The organism is Sorangium sp. So ce381 (genome assembly GCF_051473845.1).
GTDB classification, from domain to species: Bacteria; Myxococcota_A; Polyangia; order Polyangiales; family Polyangiaceae; genus Sorangium; species Sorangium atrum.
On sequence record NZ_CP150336.1, the window covers coordinates 897,480 to 922,969 of the forward strand.

Below are 25,490 nucleotides of genomic sequence, written 5' to 3' on the forward strand. Positions count from 1 at the left end.
TCGTTCGGCCCGCGAAAGGCCGGGATGCCCCGACATCCGCTCTCCTTACTAGCAGGGGTTGTGGTCCTTGGATCGCCTCTTCTTCCGGCTGCCCTCAAATCGGCGACTTCCTCGGGCATATCGCGTGCTTGGTCCGGAAGCAGGAAGCGGACGGCAAGCGGACGGCAAGCGGACGGCAAGCGGACGGCAAGCGGACAGCACGCGGACGAGGGGCGGCCGGGGACGGAGGGGGATGGAGGGACGCGGGGCGGCGAGGGAGCGGCGACGCCGTCCGACCGGCGGCGCGTCGCCATCGCGGCCTCGCCAAGCGTCCTCCACCTGTGCTAACGCGCTGCCGCCCATGCAGCGCTCGACGGCGGTCATCTACACGCTCTTCTTCGCGGGCGCGCTGGCGTTCGTCATCACGAACGGCGGCTCGAAGGGGCGCGGCGCGGCCAGCGCGCCCGCCGACGCAGGCGCCGACGCCGCCGACGCCGCCGCCGCGCCTGCGACGACCGCGGCGGGCGACGGCGACGCGGGGAGCGACGCCGGCGCTGAGGACATCGTCCAGGAGAGAGGCCCCGAGCCGGCGGGGCGATCCGACGCGGGCGTCACGCTCCTCTCGGGCGAGGCGCCGCCCTCGCTGCCGGCCGAGGCGCCGAAGAAGGTGCGCTTCGGCGTCGTGCTGATCCAGTACCGCGGCGCGCAGGGCGCGGCGCCGACCGCGCGCTCCAAGGACGCCGCGCTGGCGCTCGCCCGGGAGCTCGCGGAGGTGGCCAAGACGGACTTCAAGGCCGCCATCGAGAAGGGCGACAAGGGGTCGACCGACGACCTCGGCTACATCCCGCGCGGCGTGCTGGAGCCCGCGCCGGAGTACGAGCTGTTCAGCCTCCCCAAGGGGGGCGTGAGCGGCCCTGTCGACACGCCGCGCGGCTTTTGGATCGCGCGTCGGATCGAGTAAGTAGAGCGTACCGCGCGCGGCGCGTCGCCGCGGACGCGAACGAGTGGAGATACCGCATGGCGACGATCGACATCCGCCGGCAGCACGCGCTCACCAAGGACGAGGCCAGGAAGCGCGCGGAAGAGCTTGCGCGGGGCATGGAAGACAAGCTCGGCATCCAGTGGCGATGGGATGGCGACGTCATCCGGTTCGACGCGCCGGGCGGCGCCGCGAAGGGGACGAAGGGCCTCGTGCGCGTCGAGGCGTCCGCGGTCCATGTCGAGATCGACCTCCCGTTCCTGCTGAAGGCGATGAAGGGCATGGTCGAGTCGAAGGTCAACGACAAGCTCGACGCCGTGCTGGGCAGGGCCTAGCTCGCGAGCGGGCGACCTCCTCCCTCATCCCGCGCGCCGCGGCGCCCGCGAGCGCGCCCACCGTTCTTCGCTTTCGGGTGGTTCCGGCGGCGCACGCGGTCGACCAGCGCGCTCCGCGGATCTCCTCCCCGGGCGCGGGGCGCGCGCACATTCGTGTCCGCCGCTCGACCCACGGATGGCGCGCGGTCTGGCGCGCGGTCCGGCGCTCGACCGACTGCTCGACCGGGTGCCCGGCGCTGATCGAGCCCGCTCCCTGCCCGGCGCGCTTTACTCCGTCAGGTTCGGTTCGCTACTCTCCGCCATCGTCATGCGGTGCGCACAGATGAGACCCCGTTCGGAGGCGTCGCGAGCGAGATGACGGTTCAGGCACCCGAGGGGCAGGCCGAGAGCATGACGGCCCTGATCGCGCGGCTCCGCGCGGAGCAGGGCGAGCAACCGGAGCGGCAGCTCCAGGCGCTCTTGCTGCACGAGCTCGGCGCGCTCGAGGAGGCGCTCGGCGAGGAGCCCACGGCGGCGCGCGACTACCTCGCCGCGTTCAACGCGGATCCGCAGTTCCGCGAGCCGCTCGAGGCGCTGGTCCGCATCCTCACGCGGCGCAAGTCCATCAAGAACCTCGGCAAGCTGCTCGACGCGCTCACGCGCGCCGCGGCCACGCCCGAGGAGCGGGCGCGCTCGTTCTGGGAGCGCGCGGCGTACCTCCAGGACCACGAGCAGAACCTCGCGGCGGCCAAGGAGGCGCTCGAAGAGGCGGCGCTCAGCAACCCGGAGGACGCGACCCCGTGGCTCGAGCTCGAGCTCATCGCGGCCAAGGAGGGGGACCTCGCGGGCCGGATGCGCGCCCTCGAGGCCCGCGCGGAGCTCGCGACGGACGCGACGTGGAAGGGGCTGCTCTTCATCGAGCTCGCCGACCTCGCGGCGGCGACCGAGAACGTGGAGCGCGCCTACGAGCTGCTCGACGCGGCCGCCGCGCTGGAGGGGCGGGCGCGCTTCAGGTCGCAGCTCGCGCTCGAGGTCATCGCCCGGCGCGAGGAGGACCTCGGCGCGCTCGCGCGCGCCCTCGAGGGGCAGGCGGAGCTCATCGCCGACGCGCTCGACGACGAGGCGAGCGGCGACGCCAACGGCGTCCCGCGGCACATGCGCAAGCCGGAGCACGCGGCCGACGCGTGGCTCCGCGCCGCCGAGCTGACGCAGCGGGCCGGGACGGGCGGCTTCGCGTCGCTCCTCGAGCGGGCCGCGGAGCGGCTGCCGCAGTCGACGCTGCTCGGCCGGGCGCGCATCGCCGCGCTCGAGTCGGCCGGCGAGGCCGAGGCCGCCGCCAGCCTGGCCAAGCAGGAGATCGCGCGCGGCGCGAGCGGGCCCGGCGCCGCGGCCCTGTGGCTCCGCGTCGCCGAGGCGGCGGCGCTCGCGAGCGATCGCGAGGCCGCGCTCGCGGCGCTCCGGAGCGCGCTCACGGCCGACCCGCAGTGCATCCCGGCGCGCGCGCTGGAGATCGATCTGCTCGGAGACGGTCAGGACCCGTCCGCGTTCGCGGCCTCGCTCGAGGCGACGGCGGCCTCGTACACCAGCGAAGAGGCGAGGGGGCGCGCGCTGCTCCTCGCGGCCTACGTCTGGGCGGTGCGGACGGACGACGTCGGCGCGGCGAAGGCGGCCCTGTCGCAGGCGGGCATGGCCGGCGTCCACCCGGGCGTGCTCGCGCGCTTCGGCCGGTCGTTCGCGGCGCTCCGCGGCGACGCGGCCTGGTACGAGGAGTCGACGAAGCGGCTGCTCTCGACCGGCGTCGACCCGGCCGAGAAGGCGAGCCTGTGGTTCGAGATCGGCCGGAGCCGCCTCCTCCGCGGGGACGCGGACGGCGCCGAGGGCGCCTTCGCCGAGCTCGCCAACGCCGGCGCGGACGACGGCGCCACCCCGAACGCGTGGCTCGGGCGGGCGCTCGGCGCCTTCGCGGTCGATCTCGTCCGCAGCCGGCGCGAGCGCGGCGACGAGCCCGGCGCCCCCGGCCCGCGGCGCTCGCCGACGGTCATCGAGGCGCTCGCCGAGGTCGAGGGCGAGGAGACCGCGCGCGGGCTGTGGCTCGTCGCCGCCCTGCGCAGCGCGCGCGGCGGCGATCTGGATCGCGCCCGGAGCCGGCTCCGCGCGCTCTTCGAGCGATCCGCGGACGACGAGGTCATCGCGGTGTTCCTGGCCGAGCTCCACCGGCGCGCCGGGAGCCACGCCGCCGCGGCCGCGACGCTCTCGGCCTGCGCCGCGGCGATCGACGACGCCGATCTCTCGGCGGCGCTGCACATCGAGGCGGCGATCCTGCTCTGGCGCGCCGGCGAGCGCGGGCGCGCCGTCGAGGAGCTCGAGGCGGCGCGCGGCAAGGCGCCGCGGGCCGGCGCGACGGTGCTCACCTGGGCCCTCCGCGGCCACGAGGCGAGCGATCTGGAGAGCCGGCGCCGCGCCCTCGAGGTCGCGGGCGAGGCGGGCGAGGACCCGGCGGCGCTCGCGCTGTCGCGGTTCGGCCTCGAGGTCGGCGCGGCCGAGGGCGGCGACGCCGAGGAGGCGCTCGCGACGCTCGAGGCGCTGGAGTCGCAGGCGAGCGACGACCTCGCCCTGGCCGCCGCGCTCGGGCGGCTCCTCTGGCAGCCGGCCCTCGAGCAGCGGAGCGCCGTCGAGCGCGCGCTCGACTACATCGAGGAGCGGGGCGACGGCGCCGCGACGATCGCGCACGCCGAGCGCTTCCGCCTCGCGCGCACCCTGGACCAGGATCGCGCGAGCACCGCGGCGCGCGCTGCGGCGTGGGCCGCGGCCGACCCGAGCCCGCACGCCGAGCTCGAGTGGCTCGGCGCCGCGCTCGGCGCCGAGGACCGCGAGGCCGAGGTGGCCGCGCGGAGCGCGCTCGCGCGGCACATGGACGGCGAGGCCCGCGCCGCGATGGAGGCCTCGGCCGCGATCGTCGGCGCGCTCGACCAGCCGAACCTGCCGCGGCCGTTCCTGACGGGCGAGCACGCCCCCGCGCAGCTCGCCAACCTCGAGCTCGCGCTCCCCGGCTGCGATCCGCGGCGCCGCGCCGCGGCGCTGCACGGGCTCGGGGACGCGCTCGGCGAGGACGCGCAGCTCACCGCGCTCGGCCTCGCGGGCTGGTCGGACTTCGCGGCCGGGGAGCACGAGCGCGCGCTCGCCGCGTTCCGCACGGTCGTCGAGCGGCGGCCCGACGACGTCGCCGCCTGGGAGGGCGTCCGCGCGACGTCCGAGGCGCTGCGCGACCCCGTGTCGACGGCGCTCGCCTCGGCGCAGCTCGGGGCGCTCTGCAAGGACGACGCGCGCGGCGCGGGGTTCTGGGAGAGCGCCGGGCTCCTGCTCCTCCAGCACACCGAGGCGCACGACGACGCGGAGATCGCCTTCGATCGCGCGTTCTCGCGCGACCCGCGGCGCGGCGTCGCCTTCGACCGGCTCTTCCGCCGGGTCCGCGCGCGCAACGAGGACGATCGGCTGCTCGACATCATCGAGAGGCGGCTCGGCGTGGCGGACAACGACCTCGAGCTCTGCAAGCTGTTCTGGGAGCGCGCGCGCGTGCTCCGCAAGAAGGGCAAGCTCGACGACGCGCTCGCCGCGCTCGAGAACGTGACGCTGCTCGAGCCGGACCACATCGGCGCGCTGGCGCTCTCGGCCGACATCTCGAAGGCGCAGGGCGACCTCGGCCAGGCGGCCGCCTTCTACGCCGAGCTCTCGCGCGTCGCGAAGGCGCCGGGGGAGCAGCGCCTCATGTCGGGGATCACCGCGGTCGACGCCTACGAGAAGCTCGGCGAGCACGACAGGGCGCTCGAGGTGCTGGTCGGCCTGCACCGGGCCGGGCTGTCGACGCTCGTCGTCCGCGAGCGCCTCGTCCGCGTCGCCGCCCGGGTCGGCTCCTGGGACGAGGCGACGCGCCTGCTCGAGGAGCTCATGGTCGAGCGCGACACCTCCGCGGGGCGGATCGAGGCGGCGCGCCTCGCGATGGCCATCTACAGGGATCAGCTCCGCGCGCCGCGCCGCGCCGAGCGGGCCGTGGCGAAGCTCCTCGAAGAGGCGCCGGACGACGGCGAGGCGATCGATCTCGTCCTCACGACGGACTACGAGCCCGCGTTCCGCACCCGCGTGCTCGGCCGCGCCAAGGCGACGCTGATCCAGGCGCTCGCGGTCGAGCCGATCGACGCGGACCGGGTCGCGCTCCTCGCGAAGATCGCCGGCGCGGGGCAGGACGCGGCGCTCCGGCAGGCCACGCTCGGCGCGCTCGTCTCGCTCGTCCGCATCGACGACGGCATCTCCGCGGAGCTCAGGAAGATCGACGCCCGCGTCCCGGCGCGGCCGCAGATCGCCCTCGACGCCAAGGCCATGGCCGACATCGCCGATCCGCTCGACACCGGGCCCGTCGGCGAGCTGTTCGCGAAGATGGCCGAGACCATCTGCATGGCGCTCGGCCCCTCGCTCGTGTCGCTCGGCGTCGGCAAGAAGGACCGCATCGACTCGCGCGGCGGCCACCCGCTGCGCGTGGCGGTCGCCGAGTGGATGGGGGCGCTCAGCTTCGAGACGGACTTCGAGCTCTACGTCGGCGGCCCGAGCCCTCACGGCGCGACCGGCGTCTATGGCCAGCTGCCGGCGCTCGTGCTCGGCCCCGAGATCACGACGCCGCTCGACGCCGCCTCGCGCTCGGCGATCGCGCGCGAGGCGTTCGCGCTGCGCCGCGGCATCTCGTCGCTCAGGACGCGGGACGACAGCACCGTCGCCTCGCTCGTCGCGGCCGCGTGCATCGAGGCGGGCTTCACGGTCCCGCAGCCGCCCTACGCCGTCTTCGGCGAGGTCTCGCGCGCCATCCACAAGGAGATGTCGCGCGCGACCCGCAAGGCCATCGCCGACGTCTGCCAGCGCATCGTCTCGAGCCAGCAGGACCCGCTCCGCTGGGCGCAGGCCGCGCGCAGGAGCATCGACCGCATGGCCGTCATCGCCGCCGGCGACGTCTCGCTGGTCCTCTCGGACATCCTCAATACCCCGCGCGAGCAGCTCGGCGGTGTCGTCGCCGAGAGCGAGCGGGCGCGCCAGCTGGTCGCGTTCGTCCTCTCGCAGAGCTACCTCGAGCTCCGGAAGAAGCTCGGCATGGGGGTCCGGTGAGCAAGAATCCGCAATCCAAGAGCTCCTCTGGCGGCGGCGGCGACGAGGGCGCGCCGTCGCAGGAGAAGATCACGGTCCCCCCGCCGGCGATGTACGGCGCGGCGGTCTCGGAGGAGGGCGACGTCGAGGAGGCCACGCTCCTCGCGAAGATCCCCGAAGAGCTCATCCAGTCGATCCGCGGCGCCGAGGAGGGCGAGCGCGCCGGCGTAGGCGGCCTGAAGCAGCTGTTCTCCCGCGAGCCCGTGCCCGCGCCCGCGAGGCCCGCGCAGAGCGCCGGAGAGAGCGACGCGCTGCTCGACATGCTGTTCGAGGACCAGCGCGCCGAGGACGCCGACGACGGGGTCGTGACCTCGGCGCCGGCGTTGCACGGGACGCGCCGGCCCCCGGCGCCCATCCCGCCGCCGCGCCCCCCGTCGCTGCCCCGCCCCGCGGCCCCGCCCCGCTCGGGCAAGCCGGGCGACGTGAAGGCGTCGCTCGGCGCCGAGCCCACGCCCGGCGATCGGACGCCCAGGATCCCGCCGCCGGCCCCGTCCGCGAGGTTCACGGCGCCGCGCCCGCAGCCCGCCACCCCGCCGCCCCCGCTGCCGCCGCCGTCCGTGCGCCGGGAGCCCGTGTTCGAGGAGGACACCGCCGAGCCGGGCGACCGCGCGACGCCCATCCCCGACGGCGGCGACTCCCCGTTCGAGTTCGCGCCGCCCAGCGGCGCCAGCAGCGCCCGATTCGCGGAGGCGCCCGCCTTCGACGACGAGGAGACGCACGGCATCGACGACGAGGAGACGAACGCCCTCGACGAGCCCGGGCCCACGACCCGGCCGTACGCCGGCCAGTCGTCCGCCTCCACCAGCCGCTGGGATCAGGCCGCCGCCGACAGCGATCCCGGCGAGCTCGTGGACGAGTCCAGCCTGCTGAGCGGGCCGCCCGAGCCGACCGATGAAGAGCTCGAGGACGATCTCGCGCAGACGCGCGTCGCGACCCGGCGCCCCGACAGCGGCGTCGCGTTCGCGCCGCCGCGGCCGTCGTCGTCGTCGCCGCGCGCGCCGTCGTCGTCGCCGCCGCGACCGTCGTCCTCGTCGCCGCGCGCGGCGTCGTCGCCGGCGCGCCCGTTCTCGGCGTCCCACGTCCGGCCGTCGTTCGTGCCGTCGTCGTCGTCGTTGTCGTCGCCGCGCGCGCCGTCGTCGCCGCCGCCGCGGCCGTCGTCGGCCCGCGTACCGTCGGCGCCTCCTGCGGGCCCGTCGTCGCCTCCTTCCCTCGCGCCGGAGAGCCTCCCCCCGCTGCCCTCGATCCCGCCGCCCGCCTCGGTGTTCGACGGCGAGCAGGACGCGAGCGCGATCCTCGTCCAGTCGCAGCAGCGCGACGTGTGGGCGGCGCGCGCCGCGTGGCTCCGCTCCGAGGCCGAGCTCATCGAGGACCCCTCGGCCCGGGCGCGCGCGCTGCTCCCCGTCGCCGAGCTCTACGTGATGGCCGGGGAGGACGCCGCCGCCCGCGCCATCGCCGCCGAGGCGCGCGATCTCGCCCCGAGCCTGATCTTCGCGCACCGCCAGCTCCGCGGCCTCCTGATGCGCGAGGGGGATCTGCCCGCCGCGCTCGAGGCGCTGGAGAGCGAGACCCGCGTCCTCGGCACGCCGGCCGCGCGCTGCCACAACCTCGTGCTCGGCGCGGAGCTCTGCCGCATCCCGCTCGCGGATCCCGAGGGCGCCCACAAACGCTTCGAGCTCGCGGCGCGGACGCACCCCGCCGATCCGCGCGCGCACGTCCAGCGCTTCTGCGAGGCGCTCGCCGCGCCGGACTCGGACGCGGCGGCCTCCGCCGTGATCGCGAAGTTCCGCCTCCCCGAGGCGCCCGAGCTCGCGCCGCTCGCCGCGGCGAGCGCTCAGGTCGCAGCGCACCGCGGCGCGGCGCGGCCCGCGCGCGGCCGCGCCGCCTCCGCCACGCCGTACGAGGCGCTGCTCCGCGCCCGCGCCCTGCTCCGCGCCGGCGACCTCGCCGAGGGCCTCGCGAGCCTCGATCCCCTGCGCGGCACCTCGCTCGCGCCGGCCGTCGCGTGGCTCACCGCCGCGCTGAGCGCCGCGCGCAAGGAGACCCGCCCGGCGTCGCTCGGCGCGCTCCGCAGCGTCGCCTCCGGCTCGCACGGCGGCCAGGCGCGCCGCGCCCTCGCGGCGCAGGCGATCGAGCTCGGCGACGCCGCCGCCGTGCGCGACGCGACGCTCGACGACGGCGACGCCGGCGGCGCCTTCTCGCCGGCCGATCGCATCGTCCTCTCGGCGCTCGCCGGCGGCGCCGCGGGCGAGATCGATCCGTGGCTGGACGCCCTCGCCGACGATCCCGACTTCGCGCCGCTCTGCGCCGCGGCGAGCGCCGCCCTGAGCGACGCCGGCGGCGACGGCGCGGTGGCCTCCGCGGACGGCGCGCCCGCGTCGAGGGGCGTGCGCCCCCTCGGCGGCCCGAGGGCCCGCGCCGCCGCGGCCCTCGGCCGCGCGCTCTCGCGCGAGGCCGTCCCCGCCGAGGGCGGCGTCGACGCGAGCGACGCCTTCTCCCGCGCGGTCGTCACCTACGGCGACACCGCGCCGGAGAGCCCGCTCTTCCGGGCCCTCGCGCTCGAGCTCGATCTCGACGGCGATCGCGGCGCCCGCGTCGCCAGGGCCGTGGCGTCGCTGCGCGAGGTCGCGTCCGAGCGCGACGGCGCGCTCGCCGCCGCCGTCCTCGCGGAGATCGCGGGCGATCAGCGCGCGGCGATGGGCGATCTCGATCGCGCCCGCGCCGCGGACCCGCAGCACGAGGGCGCCGCGCGCGCCCGCGCCGCCCAGGAGAGCGGCGTCGGCGCGGCCCGCATCCTCGCGGAGCACGCGCTCACGCTCGACGAGGGGCCGCGGGCCGCGGTGCTCGTCACCGAGGCGGCGATCCGCCTGCTCGACGGCGGCGACAACGAGGAGGGCGAGCGCCTGCTCTCGCGCGCCGCGCAGATCGATCCGAAGCTCCCCGTCGCGCTCCACCTCGGCGAGCGGAGCGCGCGCGCCCGGGTGGACCGCGACGGCCTCCTCGAGTGGCTCAGGACCCGCCGCGAGGGCGCCGCCGATCCCCTCGAGCGGGCCCACGATCTCGTCCGCGAGGCGCTCCTCGTCGCCGAGGCCGACCCCGCGGCCGCCGCGTCGCTCCTCGAGACGGCGCACCGCTCGCGCCCGCAGGACATCGGCCTGCGCGAGCTCTTCGAGCGGCTCGCGCCGGAGCCGCCCGCCGACCGCGCCTCCTGGCGCGCCGAGCGCGCCGCCGAGCTCCTGCGCGCGCTCCAGAGCGAGGGTGAGGGCGGCGACGGCGGCGACCGCGCCGCCGCGGGCATCGAGGCCGCTCGCCTCGCGCTCGAGGCCGCCCTCGACCACGAGCGCGCCGGCGATCTCGCGCAGGCCGCCGCGTGCGCCCGCCAGGCGATCGCCGCCGGGGATACGGCGCTCGCGCCGATCGCCCTCTACCGCGCGGCCGTCGCGGGCCACGGCACGGGAGAGCTCGTCGACGCCCTGATCCCGCGCGCCCGCGAGGCGGCGGACGCGGCGGAGCGCCTCGACATCTACGAGCGCCTCGCGGAGCTCGACGAGCAAGGGCGCAAGGACGCCGGCAGCGCCCTGCTGTGGCGCCGCTCCATCCTGGAGGAGACGCCGCACCACCTGCCGACGCTCCGCCGCGTCGCCTCCTACCTCATCGGCGAGGGCCGCGACGAGGAGCTCGAGCCGATCGCCCTCGAGATCGCGCGTGTCCTCGACGGCCCGGAGGCGATCGCCCACGCGCTCCTGTCGGCGCGGCTGCGCCTGCGCGTGCTCCCGTGGGAGGAGGCGCTCGAGCCGGTCCAGATCGCGTACAGGAACGAGCCCCGCGGCATCTGGGCGCTGCGCCAGATGGCCGCCCAGGCCCGCGCGAAGGCGGATCACGCCCTCGCGATCGAGGCGGATCGCCAGCTCATCGAGCGCACCGATCGGCCGTCCGAGGCCGCGGCCCTCTCGGTGCGCGCCGCCAGGGACGCCCTGCTGGCCGGCTCGATCGAGGACGCCGTCGCCTTCTTCCGGCACGCGATCACGCTCGTCCCGCACTACCTCGTCGCGCACCTCGACCTCGCCGACGCGCTCGATCGCGGCGGCGACCCGGCGGCCGCCGCCGCGGCGCTCGAGTCCGCCGCGGGCGCGAGCGTCGGCCCCGAGGGGCGCGCGCACTCGCTCTACGCCGCGGCCGTCCTCTGGCAGGACAAGGTCCAGAACGTCGCGCGGGCGCGCGACGTCCTCGAGGCGGTCGCCACGGTCGATCCGTCGTACGCCGACGTCTTCTCGCGGCTCAGGGCCATCTACATCGCCGAGGGGGCGCGCGCCGAGCTCGCCGCGCTCCTCGAGCGCCGCCTCGAGGCGGTGACCGATCCCGCGGAGCGGGTCGAGATGGAGGTCCTGCGCGGCCGGGCGCTCGCCGACGTCGGCGACGCGGCGGCCGCGAAGCGCGCGCTCGCCGCCGCGCTCGACGCGAACCCCGATCACGTCGAGGCCCTGTCCGCGTTCGCCGACGTCTGCGCCGGCGAGGGCGACTGGGCCGGCGCCGAGCAGGCCTGGATCCGCCTCGCGCGCCTCGTGCCCGAGCCCGCGAAGCAGGTCGCGATCTACCTCCGCCTCGGCGAGCTCTACGACGAGCACCTCCCGAACGCGGAGCGCGCCGAGCTCGCCTACCAGGAGATCCTGAAGCGCTCGCCGGGCGACGTGAGCGCGCGCGAGCGCCTCGTCTCGCTCTACAAGCGCGCCGGCGACGGCGCCCGCGCGCTCGAGCAGCAGAACCTCCTCATCAACGCCGCGGAGGCGCCCGAGCAGAAGTGCCGCCGCACCGCGGAGCTCGCCGAGATCTACGAGGCGATGGGGGACGCGAAGAAGGCCGAGGCCACGCTGCTCACGGCCCGCAAGACGTGGCCGAAGGACGACTTCGCGCTCGGCGCGCTGGCCCGCTACTACCAGCGCACCGAGCAGGCCTCCGCGGCGGCGACCCTGCTCGATCGCGCGCTCGCCGACGCGCGCCGCGCGCTCAACACCGGCCGCTTCGAGCCCTACCTCTTCTCGACGGTCGCGACGGTCGCGGAGCTCCGTGGCCGCGCCGGCGCCGCGAGGATCGCGCGCGCGACGGTCGACGCGCTCGACGGCCGCGACGCCGCGATGGGCGGCGCGGGCAACGCCGCCGGCGCGGCCCGCCTCGACGCCCACCTCGCGCCGGAGCTCATGACCCCGGCGTTCCGGGAGCTCCTGCTCAAGACGGGCCCGCTGCTCGACGCCGCGGTGCCGTTCGATCTCGACTCGATCCGCGCGACGCCGCTGCCGCCCCAGCACGCCGAGATCACCGATCTCGCGCGCGGCGTCGGCGCGGCGTACGGCCTCCCCAACCTGCAGGTCTTCATGACGGGCGCGCTCGGCGCCGTCTGCGTGCCGGCGTCCACGAGCCCGCCCAAGATCGTCCTCGGCCAGGCCCTCGTCACCTCGCCGCGCGAGGACGTCCGGCTGGCCCTCATCCACCGCGCCGTCAAGATCCTCCAGACCAACGCCTCGGCCTTCTCGCGGACGGCGCCGATCGACCTCTGGCCGCTGCTCGCGGCTTACCTGAAGGCGTTCGTCCCGACGTGGTCGCCGCAGGGCGCGGACGCCGGGCGCCTGCGCGAGTACCACGGCCGCATCGAGCGGGTGATGGCGGGCGGCGTGGATCCGAAGATCAGCGTGCTCGCCGCCGACGTCATCGGCTCGATCGGCAACCGCGCCTCGACGTTGAACACCGCGATCAACGGCTGGGGGAACCGGGCCGCGTTCCTCGCCGTGGGCGACATCAACGTCGTCCTCACGGGCATCGCCTGGTCCGGCGGCAACACGAACGCGCCGCCCGCCGCGGGCAAGGACCGCGTCACCTGGATCGGGCGCAACGCGGAGGCGCGCGACCTCATCGTCTTCGCCGTGAGCGACGGCCTGACCGAGGCCCGGGAGCAGCTCGGGTTCAACGAGTGAAGGCGGGCGGGCGCTCGCGCGCTCGCCTTTGCCCGCCGCCCGCGCCTCATCGCGTCATCGTCACACCGTCATCGCGCATCGCGTTCCTGACGCGTTCCCATCGCAGGATTGCACCGTGGCGCTATGTTGAGCGCGCGTCGTGGCGAGCACTTCGCCGTCGCGGAGGCTTGCGCGGCCGCGTATGCTCCGCTGCCCGCCAGCGAGCGCTCGGCCTCTCCGCCCCGACATCGGCTGCACGTCCCCCCACGATCCATGACGACGACCCTCAAGGCCAAGCCCCGCGTCTCTTACGATTGCTCGAAGTGCCCGGCGTACTGCTGCTCCATCTACGAGCGGGTCGAGGTCACGCCGCGCGATCTGCGGCGGCTCGCCCGCCATTTCGGCCTCACGCTCGAGGCCGCCGAGGCGCGCTTCACGAAGCGCTACAACGAAGAGCGCATCCTCCGGCGGCAGTCGGATCCGGTGCTCGGCCGCGTCTGCCGCTTCCTCGATCTCACGACCCGCGGCTGCACCATCTACGAGGCCCGGCCCGAGGTCTGCCGCGATTACCCGGGCAGGCCGCGGTGCGGCTACTACGACGTGCTCCAGTTCGAGCGGGAGACGCAGGACGATCCCGACGTGATGCCGCTCGTGCAGATCACGTTCCGGTCCAGGACGCCGGCCGGTTAGCCGTCGATAACGCGGCTCGCGCGCGGCTCGCGTCCCCTCACGTCCACTCGGGCAGCTCGTCGCCCGTGTCCGCCTGCGCCGCCGCGCTCGCCTTCTTCCGCTCGTGAAGCCACTCCTCCGGCCGATCGGCGGGGTAGACGCGCAGCGAGCCGTCGGCCGGCCCGAGCAGATCCTCCGTGCGCGACGCGCCCGTGATCCGCTGCGCGGCGATGAGGCCCGACATCGCGGCGCCTGCCACCCCGTGGCTCAGCGTGCTGGCGCCGCACTGGTACAGCCCCGGGATCCTCGTCCCGATCGAGAACGACAGCGGGCCGAGCTGCCACCTCGTCTTGGCGGTGCCGTAGGCGGCGCCGCGGTGCGAGGCGCAGTAGAAGTCGTTGGTCAGCGGCGTCGCCACCGAGCGGAACGCGAGCGCGCGCGAGATGCCCGGGATGACGTTCTCCGCCGCCGCGATCATCTGATCTCCGATCGACTCCTTGAACGCCTCGTACTCCGCCCCTCGCTCGCCCGTGCGGGTCTTCTCCCAGCGCGTGAAGGGGCCGTGGGGCACGAACGTGAACATCTCGATCGTGTGGTGGTTGCCCCGGGTCGGGTGGCCCGGGTCCTTCAGCGTCGTGATGGTCAGGAACAGCCCGTCCACCGCCCCGCGCGGCAGCTGGTGCTCCATGCGCTCGTAGAGGCGCCCCACGTCTTGCCCGCGGTACCACCAGTAGTTGCCCGAGTCGTAACCCATCGACCGGAGGTCCATGTCCACCGCGCAGAACACGCTGAGCAGGCTCACCGAGTACTCCATCCGCTGGACCTTGCGGCGCTCGCGGGCCGTCAGCTCGGGCGGCAGCAGCTCTCCATAGGTGATCGCCGGGTCCGCGTTCGAGACGACGCTCGCCGCGCGCAGGACCTCTCCTCCCTCCAGCTCGACGCCGGCCGCTCTCCCTCGCTCGACGAGGATCCTCTTCACCCGCGCGCGCGTCCGCACCTGCCCGCCGAGCCGGCGAAGGGCCCTGATCATCGCGAGCGGGATGCGCTTCGCGCCGCCGCGCGGGTAGTACCCGCCGTCCATGTAATGGCAGACGATCCCCGCGTGGACCGGCAGCGCCACGCGCGACGGCGAGAGGCCGTGATCGCCCCCCTGCGCCGACAGGAACGCGCGCAGCAGGGGATCGCGGATCGTCGCGTCCAGCAGATCCTCCTGCGTGCGGAGGCCCCAGCGCACGAGGCTCGGTACCTTGAACGGCGCGAGCAGCACCCTCGGGAACTCGAGCGTCTCCTCGAGGCGCCCGAGATCGTCGTTGACCCCGCGCAGCACACGGAAGTACCGCGCTATCCCTGTGGCCTCGTGCGGGAACCGCGCCGTGAGCCGGGCGATGAGCCGATCGAGGCCCTTGGGCACGTCGAGCCGCTCGTCGCCGATGATCAGGTGATCGAGCCCGTCGGGGTTGAGCTCGCAGAACTCGAGATCTCCCGAGAGCCCGAGCCCCTCGTAGAGCCGCCGCACGGCGCCCCCCGGGCCGAGCCCGCCGATATAGTGGACGCCCGGGCTGAACAGATACCCGTTCAACGAGAAGCTGTGGGTCCACCCGCCGGGGAGGTAGTGCTGCTCGACGACGAGCACCTTCTGCCCCGCGCGCGCCAGCGCGAGCGCCGCAGTGAGGCCGCCGGCGCCCGATCCGATCACGACGGTATCCGCGTGCCGCATGACGCTACCCCCCCGGACTGCGATGCTCCAGGGGCGTGGCCGGGTGCGCGCTCGTGCCCTCGAGGCCCCGCCTCTCGCCGGTCGCTTACCCGCCGTTACCCGCCGTCTCGCTTGCCGCCGTCGGGCGGCGCTCCGGCGTCGGGCGGTGCCCTGTCTGCCTTCTCCATGTTCGTGAGCGGCAGCGGGCAGACGACGGGCACGGCGCGCGCGGGGGTCTGCGCCGACTCGCGGAGGCATGTCTTGCCGGTCAGGCGGAGGCGCTCGCCCACCTCGAGGTCGGGCGGGCACACGACCGCCTGGGACGCGGAGACGAGGTCCCCGTCGATCCAGAAGAGCTCGCAGCCGTCGTCCGTCCGGCGGAGGTGGTAGTGCCGCGTCGGCCGCCGCGGCGCCGGCGCGCCCTCCGGCAGCGCGGCGCCGCCGTCGCTCGCCTCCGCGACCCCGCCCTCCCTCCCGGCGTCCCCCTGGCACGCGGTCACCCCGAACGGCACGCCGAACAGCACCCCGGCCAGCAGCACCGGCAGGAGCCCGGCCAGCGTTCGCTGCGGCGTCGGCGGCGGCATCTGGGCGCCTCCCGGACCGCCCCTGCTCACCGGGTCGGGAAGAGCAGGATGGACATCTTGGTCAGGAAGAAGTCGGCGATCAGGATGGCGATCGACGTCACCACCACCGTGCGCGTGGTCGCGTGGCCGACGCCCTCCGTTCCGCCCCGCGTGATCAGCCCGAAGTGGCACCCGACGAGCGCGATGATCGCCCCGAAGAAGGGCGTCTTGTACATCCCGCTGAAGTAATCCATGAACGTGACGGAGCCGAGCGCCGTCCTCAGGAAGAAGCCGGCGGGGATGCCGAACTCGGTCGCGCAGACCAGCATCGCCCCGCCGAAGCCCAGCACGAGCGCGAACGCGCCGAGCACGGGCATCACCACGACGCTCGCGAGCAGCCGCGGCAGGACGAGCTTCTTCACCGGGTTGGCGCCGAGGGCGCGGATCGCGTCGATCTGCTCGGTGACGGCCATCGACCCGACCTCCGCCGCGATGCCGGCGCCGATGCGGCCGCCGACGATCACCGCGGTCAGCGTCGGCGCCAGCTCGCGCGAGAAGGACAGGCCGATGATGCGGCCCGTGTACTCCATGCCGCCGAACTTCTGCAGGCCGATGGCGAACTGCACCGCCATGACCATCCCGACGAACAGCGCCGTCACCGACGCGATGGCGGCCGAGCGGACGCCGAGCGCCTCCATCTGATAGAGGGTCGAGCGGATCTCGAGCGGCCGCTCGAACATCGACTTGAGCGCCCCCCAGGTCATCCGCCCGAACTGCCCGAGGTGCTCGACGAACGCGACAGCGGTCTCGTTGAGCCGGGCGAGGAGCGGGGGGAGCTGCGGACCGGGCAGGCTGTTCGGCGGCAGGCTCTGCGGGGGCACGCTGGTCGGCTTCGGCTGCTGGCTCTGCGGAGGCACGCTGGTCGAGCCCACGCCGGAGGAGGCGGCCGGCGGGCTGTTCGAGGCGGGCGGCGGCGCCGCCAGGAGCCGTTTGCGATCAGTCGTCATCGGTCGACAGGGTCGAGAAGCCGCGGACCATCCGTGTGAACGCCGGCTCGCTGGCGGCGTAGCGGGCGGGATCGGCGATGAGGAGCATGTCGTAGACGCAGCCGTTCTTCTTGAGCACCCAGATGTCGAAGACCTTCGGCACCCCGTCGAGCTTCGCCGACATGACGGTGTGCATCGCCTCGCGGCCGTCGAACGGCACGACCTCCTGCTTCAGCACCTCGCGCTCGGTGAAGTGCAGGAAGAGGTGGTTGGTCAGCGAGACGAGCGGGACGTCCTCCTCGTTCCGGCAGCGCCCGTTGAGGGCGATCGTCGCCCCGTTCGCGTCGTCGCGGTACGCCACCGCGGCGTCCGACACCCCGAGCCGCTTCCAGCTCGCCGGCGCCTGGGGCACACGGAACGCCACGTCGGTGCCGCGGTAGACCGTTCCGTTGAACGACGGCCCTCCACAGCCGGCGAGCGCTATCGCGACGGCGAGGAGCCAGGCTCGGGGGTCCGCCGCCTCGCCCGCAGAACCCGCGGCGGTGAGGCGCCTTCGAAGGGGTCGTCGCATCGCTGCGGGCCGACGCTATCACGCTTTTGCATCCTGGGCGAACCACGAGCAGCCCGGCCGTTCCCGCGAGATCCTTCGGATCTCACCGGCCTTTTCGCCGCGCGCCGCGTACGGCGCGCCGCACCTCGGGTCGCTCCTGGCCGCGCCTCGGGGCGCTCCTGGCCGAGCCTCACCGTTACCAGGAATCCCGCCGCCGCGGCGCGTCCCACGGCGCGGCCCGGCGGGCAGCGGGGCGCCGGGGGCGAAACTGCTGCCAGCGCTCGTGCTCGCGCCGGGGGCGCCCCGTCATGAAGACGCGGACGAGGAAGAGCCCGGCGACGAACCCCCCGAGGTGCGCGAAGAACGCCACGCCGCCGCCGCTCACGCCGATGGAGCCGAGCCCGTTCAGCAGGTTCACCACGAAGTACGCGAGGATGACCAGCCACGCCGGGAGCTCGAGGAACAGCCCGAAGATGAACCACAGGAGGAAGATCGGGTTCAGCACCGTGATCGGCGATCGCGGGTAGAGCGACGCGTACGCGGCCAGCACGCCCGAGATCGCGCCCGAGGCGCCCACCATCGGGATCGTCGAGCCGGGATCGATGACGATCTGCGCGCCCGCGGCGGCGATCCCGGACAGCACATAGAACGCCGCGTAGCGGGCGCTGCCCAGCGCGTCCTCGACGTTGTCGCCGAAGATCCAGAGGAACAGCATGTTCCCGCCGAGGTGGGCCCACCCCGTCGGATCGTGCAGGAACATGCTGCTGAAGACCGTCCACCACGCGTCGCCCGGCGCTTCGAGGAACTGGCGGGGGACGAGGCCCCACGCCGAGAGCAGCCGGTCGGGCGGGAACCCGCCCGTGATCAGCGACCGCATCCAGAAGAAACCGAGGATGTTGAGCGCGATCAGCAGGTAGTTGACGATCGGCGTCTTTCGGGTGGGCAGTTGGTCACGGAGGGGCAGCATCGCGATCACCTTAAGCACGCGGGCCCGTGACAGCATCCGCCCGCCTTGATAGACCCCCGGCCGATGTCCGCCCTGCGCCTCCACGACACGCTGACCCAGAAGCTCGCCCCGCTCGCCCCGCGGCGGCCTGGCGAGGTCCGCATCTACTGCTGCGGCCCGACGACCTACGACGTCGCGCACGTGGGGCACGGCCGCGCCGCGCTCGCCCCGGATATCCTCGTCCGCCACCTGAGGGCGCGCGGCCTCCGCGCCGTCTACGTTCGAAACGTCACGGACGTCGACGACAAGATCCTGCAGCGGTCGGCCGAGTCCGGCGAGCCGCCCATGGACCTGTCGGCGCGGATGGCTCGCCTGTACCAGGAGGACGTCGCCGCCCTCGGCTGTCTGGTGCCCGACGTCGAGCCGAAGGTCTCGGAGCACATCCCGGAGGTCATCGCCCTCGTCGAGCGGCTGATCGAGCGAGGCGCGGCCTATGTCGTCGAGCGCCCCGGAGACGCGCGCGACGTTCGCGACGTGTATTACTCCGTTCGCAGCTTCCCCTCCTACGGCAAGCTCTCGAAGCGCAACCTCGACGAGCTGCGGGTCGGCGCGCGCGTCGGTCCGTGCGAGGACAAGCGCGATCCGCTCGACTTCGCGCTCTGGAAGGGGGTCGCCCCCGGCGGGTGGGGCTGGGACAGCCCGTGGGGCAAGGGGCGCCCCGGGTGGCACATCGAGTGCTCCGCCATGGCGGGCCGCTACCTCGGGGCCGGCTTCGACGTCCACTGCGGCGGCATGGATCTCGTCTTTCCCCATCACGAGAACGAGATCGCCCAGAGCGAGGCCGCCCATCCGGACGACGCGCCGCTCGCCTCGATCTGGATCCACAACGGCTTCGTCAACGTCGACAAGGAGAAGATGGCGAAGTCGCTCGGCAACTTCGTCAAGCTCCGCGACGTCTACGCGCGCAACGACCCGGAGGCGCTCCGCTACTTCCTGCTCACGGTCCACTACCGGGGCCCGCTCGAGTTCGACACCCACAAGCGCGACGACGGCCGCGTCGTCTTCCCCGGCGTTGTCGAGGCCGAGCGCCGTGTCGACTACCTGTACGCGACGCTCGATCGACTCGCCGCGCTCGCCGGCCCGCCCGCCGCCGGCGAGGGCGCCGCGCCGGAGCTGCCGGCGCGGCTCCCGAAGGGGTTCGCGGCGCTCGCCGCCCTCGCCGACGGCGCGCCGGGCCGCGCCGCCGCCGCGCTCGACGACGACCTCAACACCCCCGTCGTGCTCTCGATCATCGCCGAGGTCGCCAAGGCCGCCAACGAGCTCGCCGACGTCGCGCAGCGGCGGGGGAAGGACCAGGACGTCGCCAGCGCCGCCCCGCCGCTCGCGCGCCGCCTCCACGCGGCCCTGCGGTCGTCGCTCGACGCCCTCGGCCTGCTGCAGACGCCGTCGCCGGTCTACCAGGCCCGCACGCAGGAGCAGCGCCTCGGGCTCCTCGGCACGACCCGGCAGGCGATCGAGGCGAAGCTCGCCGAGCGCGCCGCGGCGCGCGCCGCGAAGGACTTCGCGCGGGGCGACGCCCTCCGGAAGGAGCTCGAGCGCGACGGCATCGAGGTTGCCGACTCTCCCACCGGCACGACATTCCGGGTGGGCGCCTGAGGCGCGCGTTCCACCGCTGACGGCTCGTGCAGGCGGCGGCCCCAGTGGACGAGGACAGACGGGGGATCTAGGTTTCGGCCCGATGAAGGCCCGTAGCGGTCCGCAGGCCTCGCACCTCCCGCGGACCAGAACGATGACGGACGACCATGGCTCGTGATCTCTACTCCGTGCTCGGCGTCTCGCGCGACGCGGACGAGGACAGCATCAAGAAGGCGTTCCGCAAGCTCGCGATGAAGTACCACCCGGACAAGAGCCCGGGGAAGGCCAACGAGCAGAAGTTCAAGGAGATCAACCAGGCTCACGAGGTGCTGAGCGACAAGACGAAGCGCGCGCTGTACGACGAGTTCGGCGAGGAGAGCCTCTCGCAGAACTTCGATCCCGAGCGCGCCCGCGCCTACCGCCGCTACGCGAACGCGCGGGCCGGCGGCGGCGGCCGCGGCCCCGGCGGCTTCGACGTCCAGGAGATCTTCGGCAACGCCCCCGGCGGAGGCGACCTCGGCGACATCCTCGGCGACCTCTTTGGCCGCGGCGGCCGCGCTGGCGCGGGCCGGCGCCCGCAGCCCGCGCGCGGCCGCGGCGGCGACATCGAGCAGAACCTCACCATCGATTTCGTGTCGGCGGTGCGCGGCACGACGCTCCAGCTCCAGCGCGAGGGGGATCCCGAGCCGGTCACGGTGCGCGTCCCGCCCGGGGCCGCCGAGGGCAGCCGCCTGCGCATCCGCGGCCAGGGCGCGCCGGGCATGGGCGGCGGTGAGCCCGGCGATCTGCTGCTCAACATCCACGTCACGCCGCACCCGTTCTTCAAGCGCGAGGGCGACGACCTCCACCTCGACGTCCCCGTCACCCTGGCCGAGGCCTACCGGGGCGAGAAGATCCGCATCCCCACGCCCGACGGCGAGGTGACGCTGAAGATCCCGGCGCGCACCCAGACCGGCCAGGTGATGCGGCTGCGCGGCAAGGGCATCGCCCGTAAGGCGAAGGAGCCCGGGGATCTCTACGTGAAGTTCGTCGTGCACGTCCCCACCGTCGACGACCCCGAGGTCGCGAAGGCGATCGACGCGCTCGACGGCAAGGTGGAGGCGCCGCGCGGCGATCTCCGGTTCTGAGCGCGGCCTCCCGGCGCGGCCCGGGCCGCGCGTACAGCGCGCTCCTCGCGGCGGCCGCCGCGCTCACAGCGTGCGCCTCGCCGGGGCCGACGCGCCCGGCCCCGCGCGCCGCCGGCCTCTCCGCCCCGGCCGCCGCCCAGCCAGGGCGTCCGCCGCGGCGGGTGGACGCGCCGGCGCCTGCCGCCTCCTCCGCCGAGCCGCGCGCCCCGGCCGCGCCTCCGGCGGCCTCGCCTGCGGCGCCGGGCGCCTCCGTCGGGGACCCGTCCGCGGCGGCCGCCGAGGGCGACGCGCGCGGCGGCGCCTCACAGCGGCCCTCGGTCGCGATCGATCCGCCCTACAAGCTCGGCCGCCACCTCGTGCCCCGCGGCCAGGCCGAGGTGGCGGAGCGGGATCGCTGGAACGCCGGGGGCAGGGGGGATCCCCCCGCGCCGCCGCCTCCGGCCGAGGGGCACCCGCTGCCGAGGATCATCGTGGACATCGACCAGGTGAAGGGTCCGCTCAAGGCGAGCGAGGTGCAGCGCGTCGCCCGGCGGCACCTCTGGATCCACGTCTACTCGTGCTACCGCCTCCGCGCGTACCGGGACCCGACGCTGCACGGCAAGACGACGGTGCGGCTCACGGTGAGCCGCGCCGGCAAGGTCACGGGGGCGCGCGCCACCTCGTCCACGCTCTCCGCGCCGGACGTCGTCTCGTGCCTCGCCGCGCGCGCGCGGTCGCTCCCGCTCCCCGGGGCCAAGGCCGGCTCGACCATCGTGGCCACCCTGCAGGTCTATCCGGGCGACGAGCCGGTCGAGCCCCCGCCGTCCGTCCTCGCTCCTGGCCCTGGCGAGCTCGGGCCGGACGCGATCTCCGCCGCCCTGGCCGAGGCCTTGCCGGCGTGGCGGAGCTGCTACGAAGAGGCCCTCGCGGGCGCGCCGGCGCTCTGGGGCCGCCTCGCGATCCGCTTCCACGTGACCGACAGCGGCGCCGTCGACGAGGCCTTCGAGGCCGAGTCGCGCTTCCCGGACGAACGGCTCACCCGCTGCGTGCTCCGGCGCGCGCGAGCGCTCACATTCCCGGCGCCGGAGGGCGGCGACCTGCGCTTCGTCGCGCCGCTCCGTTTTTCGCCCGAGCCGCAGCCCTCAGCACCCTAGTCGCGCCGCCTGACGCGGCACCACCTCGGCGCCCGGATTCGGTCCGCCCCAACCGGGACGAGCCCCGTGTGTTCCGCGACACGATTCGCCCCTTCCCGCGCGCGGCGTGCGGTGCGAACGCTCCCGCCGCCTGCGCGGCCGACGCGGTCGGACAAGCAAACCGTGCAGCGATCCGCAACGCCAAATTGCGCCGCATGGCGTATGTGCAACTTTACGGTGGGGGAGGAGGCTCAGGTAACCAATGGACATCTCACCGGGCACCATCGTTGGGGGGAAATATCTGCTGGAGAGGCAGCTCGCGCGTCCGTTCGCGCGGATCGCGCGCGACCGCGGCTCGGTCTGGGCCGCGCGCGAGCTGCAGCTGGGCGTTCGCGTCGCCCTGAAGCTCTTCGACCCCGACGCCGGCGCCACGGGGGAGATCCTCTGGCTCGACCGCTGGGTCCGCGCCGCCGCCGAGCTCTCGTCGCGGCACGTCGTGAGCGTGCGCGATCACGGCATCGAGGACGGCGTCGTCTACCTGGCGACGGATCTGCTCTCCGGCGAGGATCTCGCGGCGCGCCTGGTCCGGCGCGGCCGGCTCTCGCTGGAGGAGTCCGCGCGCATCGCGGCGCAGGCCGGCGACGCCCTGCAGGCCGCCCACGCGGCGGGCCTCCTTCACCAGAGCCTCCGCCCGGAGAGCCTCTTCCTCGCGCTGGAGGGCGACGAGGAGGTCGTGAAGGTGCTCGACTTCGGCCTCCCGAGGGCGCTCGCGCCGCGGCTCGTGGGCGAGATCGCGGCCGAGGTGAGCGCGGGCGCGCTCCACTACCTCAGCCCGGAGCAGATCCGGGCGGAGCGGACCCTCGACGCGCAGACCGATCTCTGGTCGCTGGCCGCGATCCTGTTTCGCGCGGTCACCGGTCACCTCCCGTTCCCCGGCGACGTCGCCAGCGTCGTCGCCTCGAAGATCCTGCTCGCGCCGGTGCCCGTCGCGACCCGGCTCGCGCCGAGGCTGCCTGCCGCGCTGGACGGCTTCTTCGAGAAGGCGTTCGCGCGCGACCGGGCCCGGCGCTTCCGCTCGGTGGAGGAGATGGTGGGGTCGTTCGCCAGCATCGCGGAGCACGCGCCGCCGCCCTCCTCCGGCCTCCAGCGCCCGCCCGTGTCGGCGCGCGCTTCCGGCGTCGCCTCGGTGCGGGCGCCGGTCGTGACGTTCGCGCACGCGAGCGCGGCGGCCTCCCGCGCTGCCGCGCGGCTGGAGGCCGGCTCCGAGCCGCCGACCGCGAGCCGTACGACGCCGCCGGACACCCTGCTCGCCGCCGAGAGCGCCGGCGTCCTGCGCGGTCTCGCGTCGCCCGCGCGCCTCGGCTGGCTCCTCCCCGCCGGCCTCGTCGCGCTGATGGGCGTCGCGACGCTCGTGACGCTCACGCGGCCCGAGCGCCCGAGGCCTGCGATGGCCGCGACCGGCGCCAGGGCGGCCGTGCTCTCGGCGGTCCTCGCTGCCGGCAAGGCCCAGGCGGCGCGCGCCGCCGCGCTCGAGGCGGCCGCCTCGCCGCCGGCTCGGCCGTCGCTTCCCGAGCCTGCTCAGCGCGGCGCACGCGCGGCCGCGGCCGCGCCCCAGGCCGCCGCTTCGTCGCGCCTCGCGCGGCCGGGCACCGCCACGGGGGCGGCCGCCTCGGGCGGTCGCGCGCGCCAGAGCCTGGCGCACGACTGAGCGCGGCGCGCTACGCGCTCCGGACCGCGTCGTCGTCGGCAGCCTTCTCGGCGGCGGCCTTCTCGGCGGCGGCTCTCTTCTCCGCGGCCGCGTCGCTCGCCTTGCGCGCCTCCTGCGCCGCGCGGATCGCCGACAGCGCCGCGCGCGCGTCGCCGCGCGTCCGTTCCGACGCCGCGCGCGGGTCGCTCCCGTCCCCGATGCGCGCGCCGGTCATCGTCTCGAAGTACCCCGCCTCGACCCAGACGGCGCCGAGCGTGTGCGCCATCTCCGCGCCCTCCGGCCCGAAGTACCCGACCGAGCCGCCGTAGATCTGGCGCGGGCCGACCTCGAGGCGACGGCTGACGCCGCTCGCGCGCGCCGCCGGCGCGCCGACCGCGCTGCCGCGCGCGAAGGCGGCGCGCAGCGCCTCGACGGGCGACGCGTCGCCTGCGCCCGGCCCCGCCGATGGATCGCGCTCGAGGCGGACGAGCGTCTCGCCCGACGCGCCCGCCACGGTGAGCCCCGGCGCGAACGGCGACTCCGCGAAGTCGAGGAAGTAGAGGTGGGTCGACGGCGCGAGCACCCGCAGCGCCCGGTACACGTCGAACGGATCCGCGCCGCGCAGCGGGGCCCGGAACCTGCGGGCGAGCACGACCTCCTTCGCCTCGCCGGCCGCGACGCGCTCGTGCGCGGCGGCCACGTTCGCGGCGAAGTCCTCGTCGGCCACCGGCGTCTCGACGTGCTCTGGCAGGGCCTGCGGATTGAGCGCGGGGAGGCTCATCTGCTCTGGCCCGTGCGACAGCTCCCAGGCGCATCGGCTCACGGCGCCTTGCGACTGGCCGGCGATGGTCATGGTCTGCGCCACGCTGTCGAACACGACGACGGTCGCGTCCTTCATGACCCGTCCGAGGTAGGCCTCGTCGGGCCACGGCTCGACGCCCAGGAGCAGGTGCACCGCATCGTAGGCGAGGAAGCCGACCCAGGCCTGACAGACGCGGGCGGCCAGGTCGCGCGCCGTGTCCTGTGCGTCCGGCGTCTCTCGTACCGCGGCTTGCGCGAGCCCGTCCGCGAGCGTGGCGAACGGGTCGAACCCGCTCGGGAGGAGGGTCTCGGCGCGCGCCCTGTAGCCGAGGATCGCGTAGCGGCCCCAGCGCTCGCCGGGCAGGGCGGACTCGAGCATGAACGACGACCGGCCCGGCGACTGGGCGCGGAGCGCGGCGTAGGCGCGGACCGGCGTGACGTGATCGGCCGGCAGGGTACGGGTCACGACGGAGCTCATCGCGGCCCAGCCTACACGACGTTGCGCCGCGCGGCGAAGGCGGGCAAGGTACCTCGAAGGACGCGGTGCGAAGCGCGAACGCCCTCTCCTCGGCCCTTCGTCTGGCTGCCTGCGGCGGCTGGCTGGTGGCCTTCGTCGGCTGGCTGGCTGCCTGCGGCGGCGCGCAGCCCGTCCCGGAGGGCGCGCGCACCACGGTGGTCTCGCTGCGGAAGATCGACTGCGAGGCGTGCGGCGCCGAGCTCATCGCGGATCTCCGCGAGCGCCCGGGCGTCTATTCGGCCGCGTTCGACAGGCGCCGCGCCGAGATCTCCGTCACCGCCTCGCGGTCGTTCGACGTCGCGGGGACCGTGAAGCGGCTCGCCGCCGACGAGGGGTTCGAGGCGGTGCTCGGCGCCGGCCAGGGGCAGTACGTCGGCTGGGCGACCTTCCCCGAGGGCGCGGACGCCCGGACGATCGAGGAGGGCGGCGCGGACATCCCCGACCTCGGCGCGCAGATCGTCCAGGGCAAGGTCACGGTCATCGACTTCGTGGCGGCCTGGTGCCTGCCCTGCCGCAAGCTGGACGCGCACATGGTCAAGGTGCTCGAGGCCCGCAAGGACGTCGCGTACCGCAAGCTCGACATCGTCGACTGGGACAGCCCGCTCGCCCGGCGGTACCTGAAGCAGGTCTCGAAGCTGCCGTACGTGATCGTCTTCGACAGAGCGGGCGTGCGGGTGGAGGCGATCGCCGGCCTCGCGCCCGACGAGCTCGACGCGGCGATCGAGCGCGGCGCGCGGCGCTGAGCCGGCGCTGGCCCGGGCGCGCGCGTCCACGCACGCGCGTGTCCACGCACGCGCGTG

Annotated in this window: 16 protein-coding genes; 10 read left to right on the forward strand and 6 right to left on the reverse strand. The window is 75.1% G+C overall.

All coding sequences use genetic code 11. The features are described from left to right. The first annotated feature begins 340 nt into the window (after window positions 1-340). The 5 genes from WMF29_RS03315 (at window position 341) to WMF29_RS03335 (ending at window position 13,091) form a co-directional block, all read left to right on the forward strand. Window positions 341-940, forward strand: coding sequence for a peptidyl-prolyl cis-trans isomerase (locus tag WMF29_RS03315; RefSeq protein ID WP_437327444.1), 600 nt, complete (start codon window positions 341-343; stop codon window positions 938-940). 56 nt (window positions 941-996) lie between these two features. Continuing rightward, window positions 997-1,293, forward strand: coding sequence for a polyhydroxyalkanoic acid system family protein (locus WMF29_RS03320; protein ID WP_437327445.1), 297 nt, complete (start codon window positions 997-999; stop codon window positions 1,291-1,293). Window positions 1,294-1,647: 354 nt separating this feature from the next. Beyond that, on the forward strand, window positions 1,648-6,420 hold the full coding sequence (locus tag WMF29_RS03325) for a hypothetical protein (RefSeq protein WP_437327446.1): 4,773 nt from the start codon (window positions 1,648-1,650) through the stop codon (window positions 6,418-6,420). Next, window positions 6,417-12,422 (forward strand): hypothetical protein, encoded by a 6,006-nt coding sequence (locus tag WMF29_RS03330; RefSeq protein ID WP_437327447.1) that lies wholly within the window; start codon window positions 6,417-6,419, stop codon window positions 12,420-12,422. Before WMF29_RS03325 ends, WMF29_RS03330 begins: the two co-directional genes overlap by 4 nt. Before the next feature lie 252 nt (window positions 12,423-12,674). Next, window positions 12,675-13,091 (forward strand): YkgJ family cysteine cluster protein, encoded by a 417-nt coding sequence (locus WMF29_RS03335; RefSeq protein ID WP_272097716.1) that lies wholly within the window; start codon window positions 12,675-12,677, stop codon window positions 13,089-13,091. Between the two features lie 37 nt (window positions 13,092-13,128). Here the strand turns inward: WMF29_RS03335 and WMF29_RS03340 are convergent, their stop codons facing one another. From WMF29_RS03340 to WMF29_RS03360, 5 genes are all read right to left on the reverse strand, one after another. Then, window positions 13,129-14,787, reverse strand: a complete 1,659-nt coding sequence (locus WMF29_RS03340; RefSeq protein ID WP_437327448.1) for a phytoene desaturase family protein — start codon at window positions 14,785-14,787, stop codon at window positions 13,129-13,131. Window positions 14,788-14,882: 95 nt separating this feature from the next. Next, complete coding sequence (locus WMF29_RS03345) at window positions 14,883-15,350, reverse strand: hypothetical protein (RefSeq protein ID WP_437327449.1); 468 nt, start codon at window positions 15,348-15,350, stop codon at window positions 14,883-14,885. A 26-nt stretch (window positions 15,351-15,376) separates the two neighbouring features. Further along, entirely contained in the window at window positions 15,377-16,336 is a 960-nt protein-coding gene (locus WMF29_RS03350; protein ID WP_437327450.1) for an MlaE family ABC transporter permease, read from the reverse strand. Then, complete coding sequence (locus tag WMF29_RS03355; protein ID WP_437327451.1) at window positions 16,326-16,886, reverse strand: hypothetical protein; 561 nt, start codon at window positions 16,884-16,886, stop codon at window positions 16,326-16,328. Before WMF29_RS03355 ends, WMF29_RS03350 begins: the two co-directional genes overlap by 11 nt. A gap of 175 nt (window positions 16,887-17,061) precedes the next feature. After that, window positions 17,062-17,832 (reverse strand): rhomboid family intramembrane serine protease, encoded by a 771-nt coding sequence (locus WMF29_RS03360; RefSeq protein ID WP_272097721.1) that lies wholly within the window; start codon window positions 17,830-17,832, stop codon window positions 17,062-17,064. Window positions 17,833-17,895: 63 nt separating this feature from the next. Here WMF29_RS03360 and cysS point away from each other — a divergent pair, with 63 nt between their 5' ends. The 4 genes from cysS (at window position 17,896) to WMF29_RS03380 (ending at window position 23,393) form a co-directional block, all read left to right on the forward strand. Beyond that, entirely contained in the window at window positions 17,896-19,467 is a 1,572-nt protein-coding gene (gene cysS, locus WMF29_RS03365; RefSeq protein WP_437327452.1) for a cysteine--tRNA ligase, read from the forward strand. Window positions 19,468-19,613: 146 nt separating this feature from the next. After that, complete coding sequence (locus tag WMF29_RS03370; RefSeq protein ID WP_272097723.1) at window positions 19,614-20,573, forward strand: J domain-containing protein; 960 nt, start codon at window positions 19,614-19,616, stop codon at window positions 20,571-20,573. 161 nt (window positions 20,574-20,734) lie between these two features. Beyond that, a complete protein-coding gene (locus tag WMF29_RS03375; RefSeq protein ID WP_437327453.1) occupies window positions 20,735-21,706 on the forward strand; it encodes an AgmX/PglI C-terminal domain-containing protein in 972 nt (323 codons plus the stop codon). A 241-nt stretch (window positions 21,707-21,947) separates the two neighbouring features. Then, complete coding sequence (locus WMF29_RS03380; protein ID WP_437327454.1) at window positions 21,948-23,393, forward strand: protein kinase domain-containing protein; 1,446 nt, start codon at window positions 21,948-21,950, stop codon at window positions 23,391-23,393. A gap of 10 nt (window positions 23,394-23,403) precedes the next feature. On the opposite strand, the gene WMF29_RS03385 is transcribed toward WMF29_RS03380, so the two are convergent. Further along, window positions 23,404-24,651 carry a chorismate-binding protein gene (locus WMF29_RS03385; protein ID WP_437327455.1) on the reverse strand — a complete coding sequence of 416 codons (1,248 nt, stop codon included), beginning with the start codon at window positions 24,649-24,651 and terminating at the stop codon, window positions 23,404-23,406. A gap of 65 nt (window positions 24,652-24,716) precedes the next feature. On the opposite strand from WMF29_RS03385, the gene WMF29_RS03390 reads away from it, so the two are divergent. Further along, window positions 24,717-25,433: a TlpA family protein disulfide reductase gene (locus WMF29_RS03390; RefSeq protein WP_437327456.1), complete on the forward strand. Its 717-nt coding sequence runs from the start codon at window positions 24,717-24,719 to the stop codon at window positions 25,431-25,433. The last annotated feature ends 57 nt before the right edge of the window (window positions 25,434-25,490 follow it).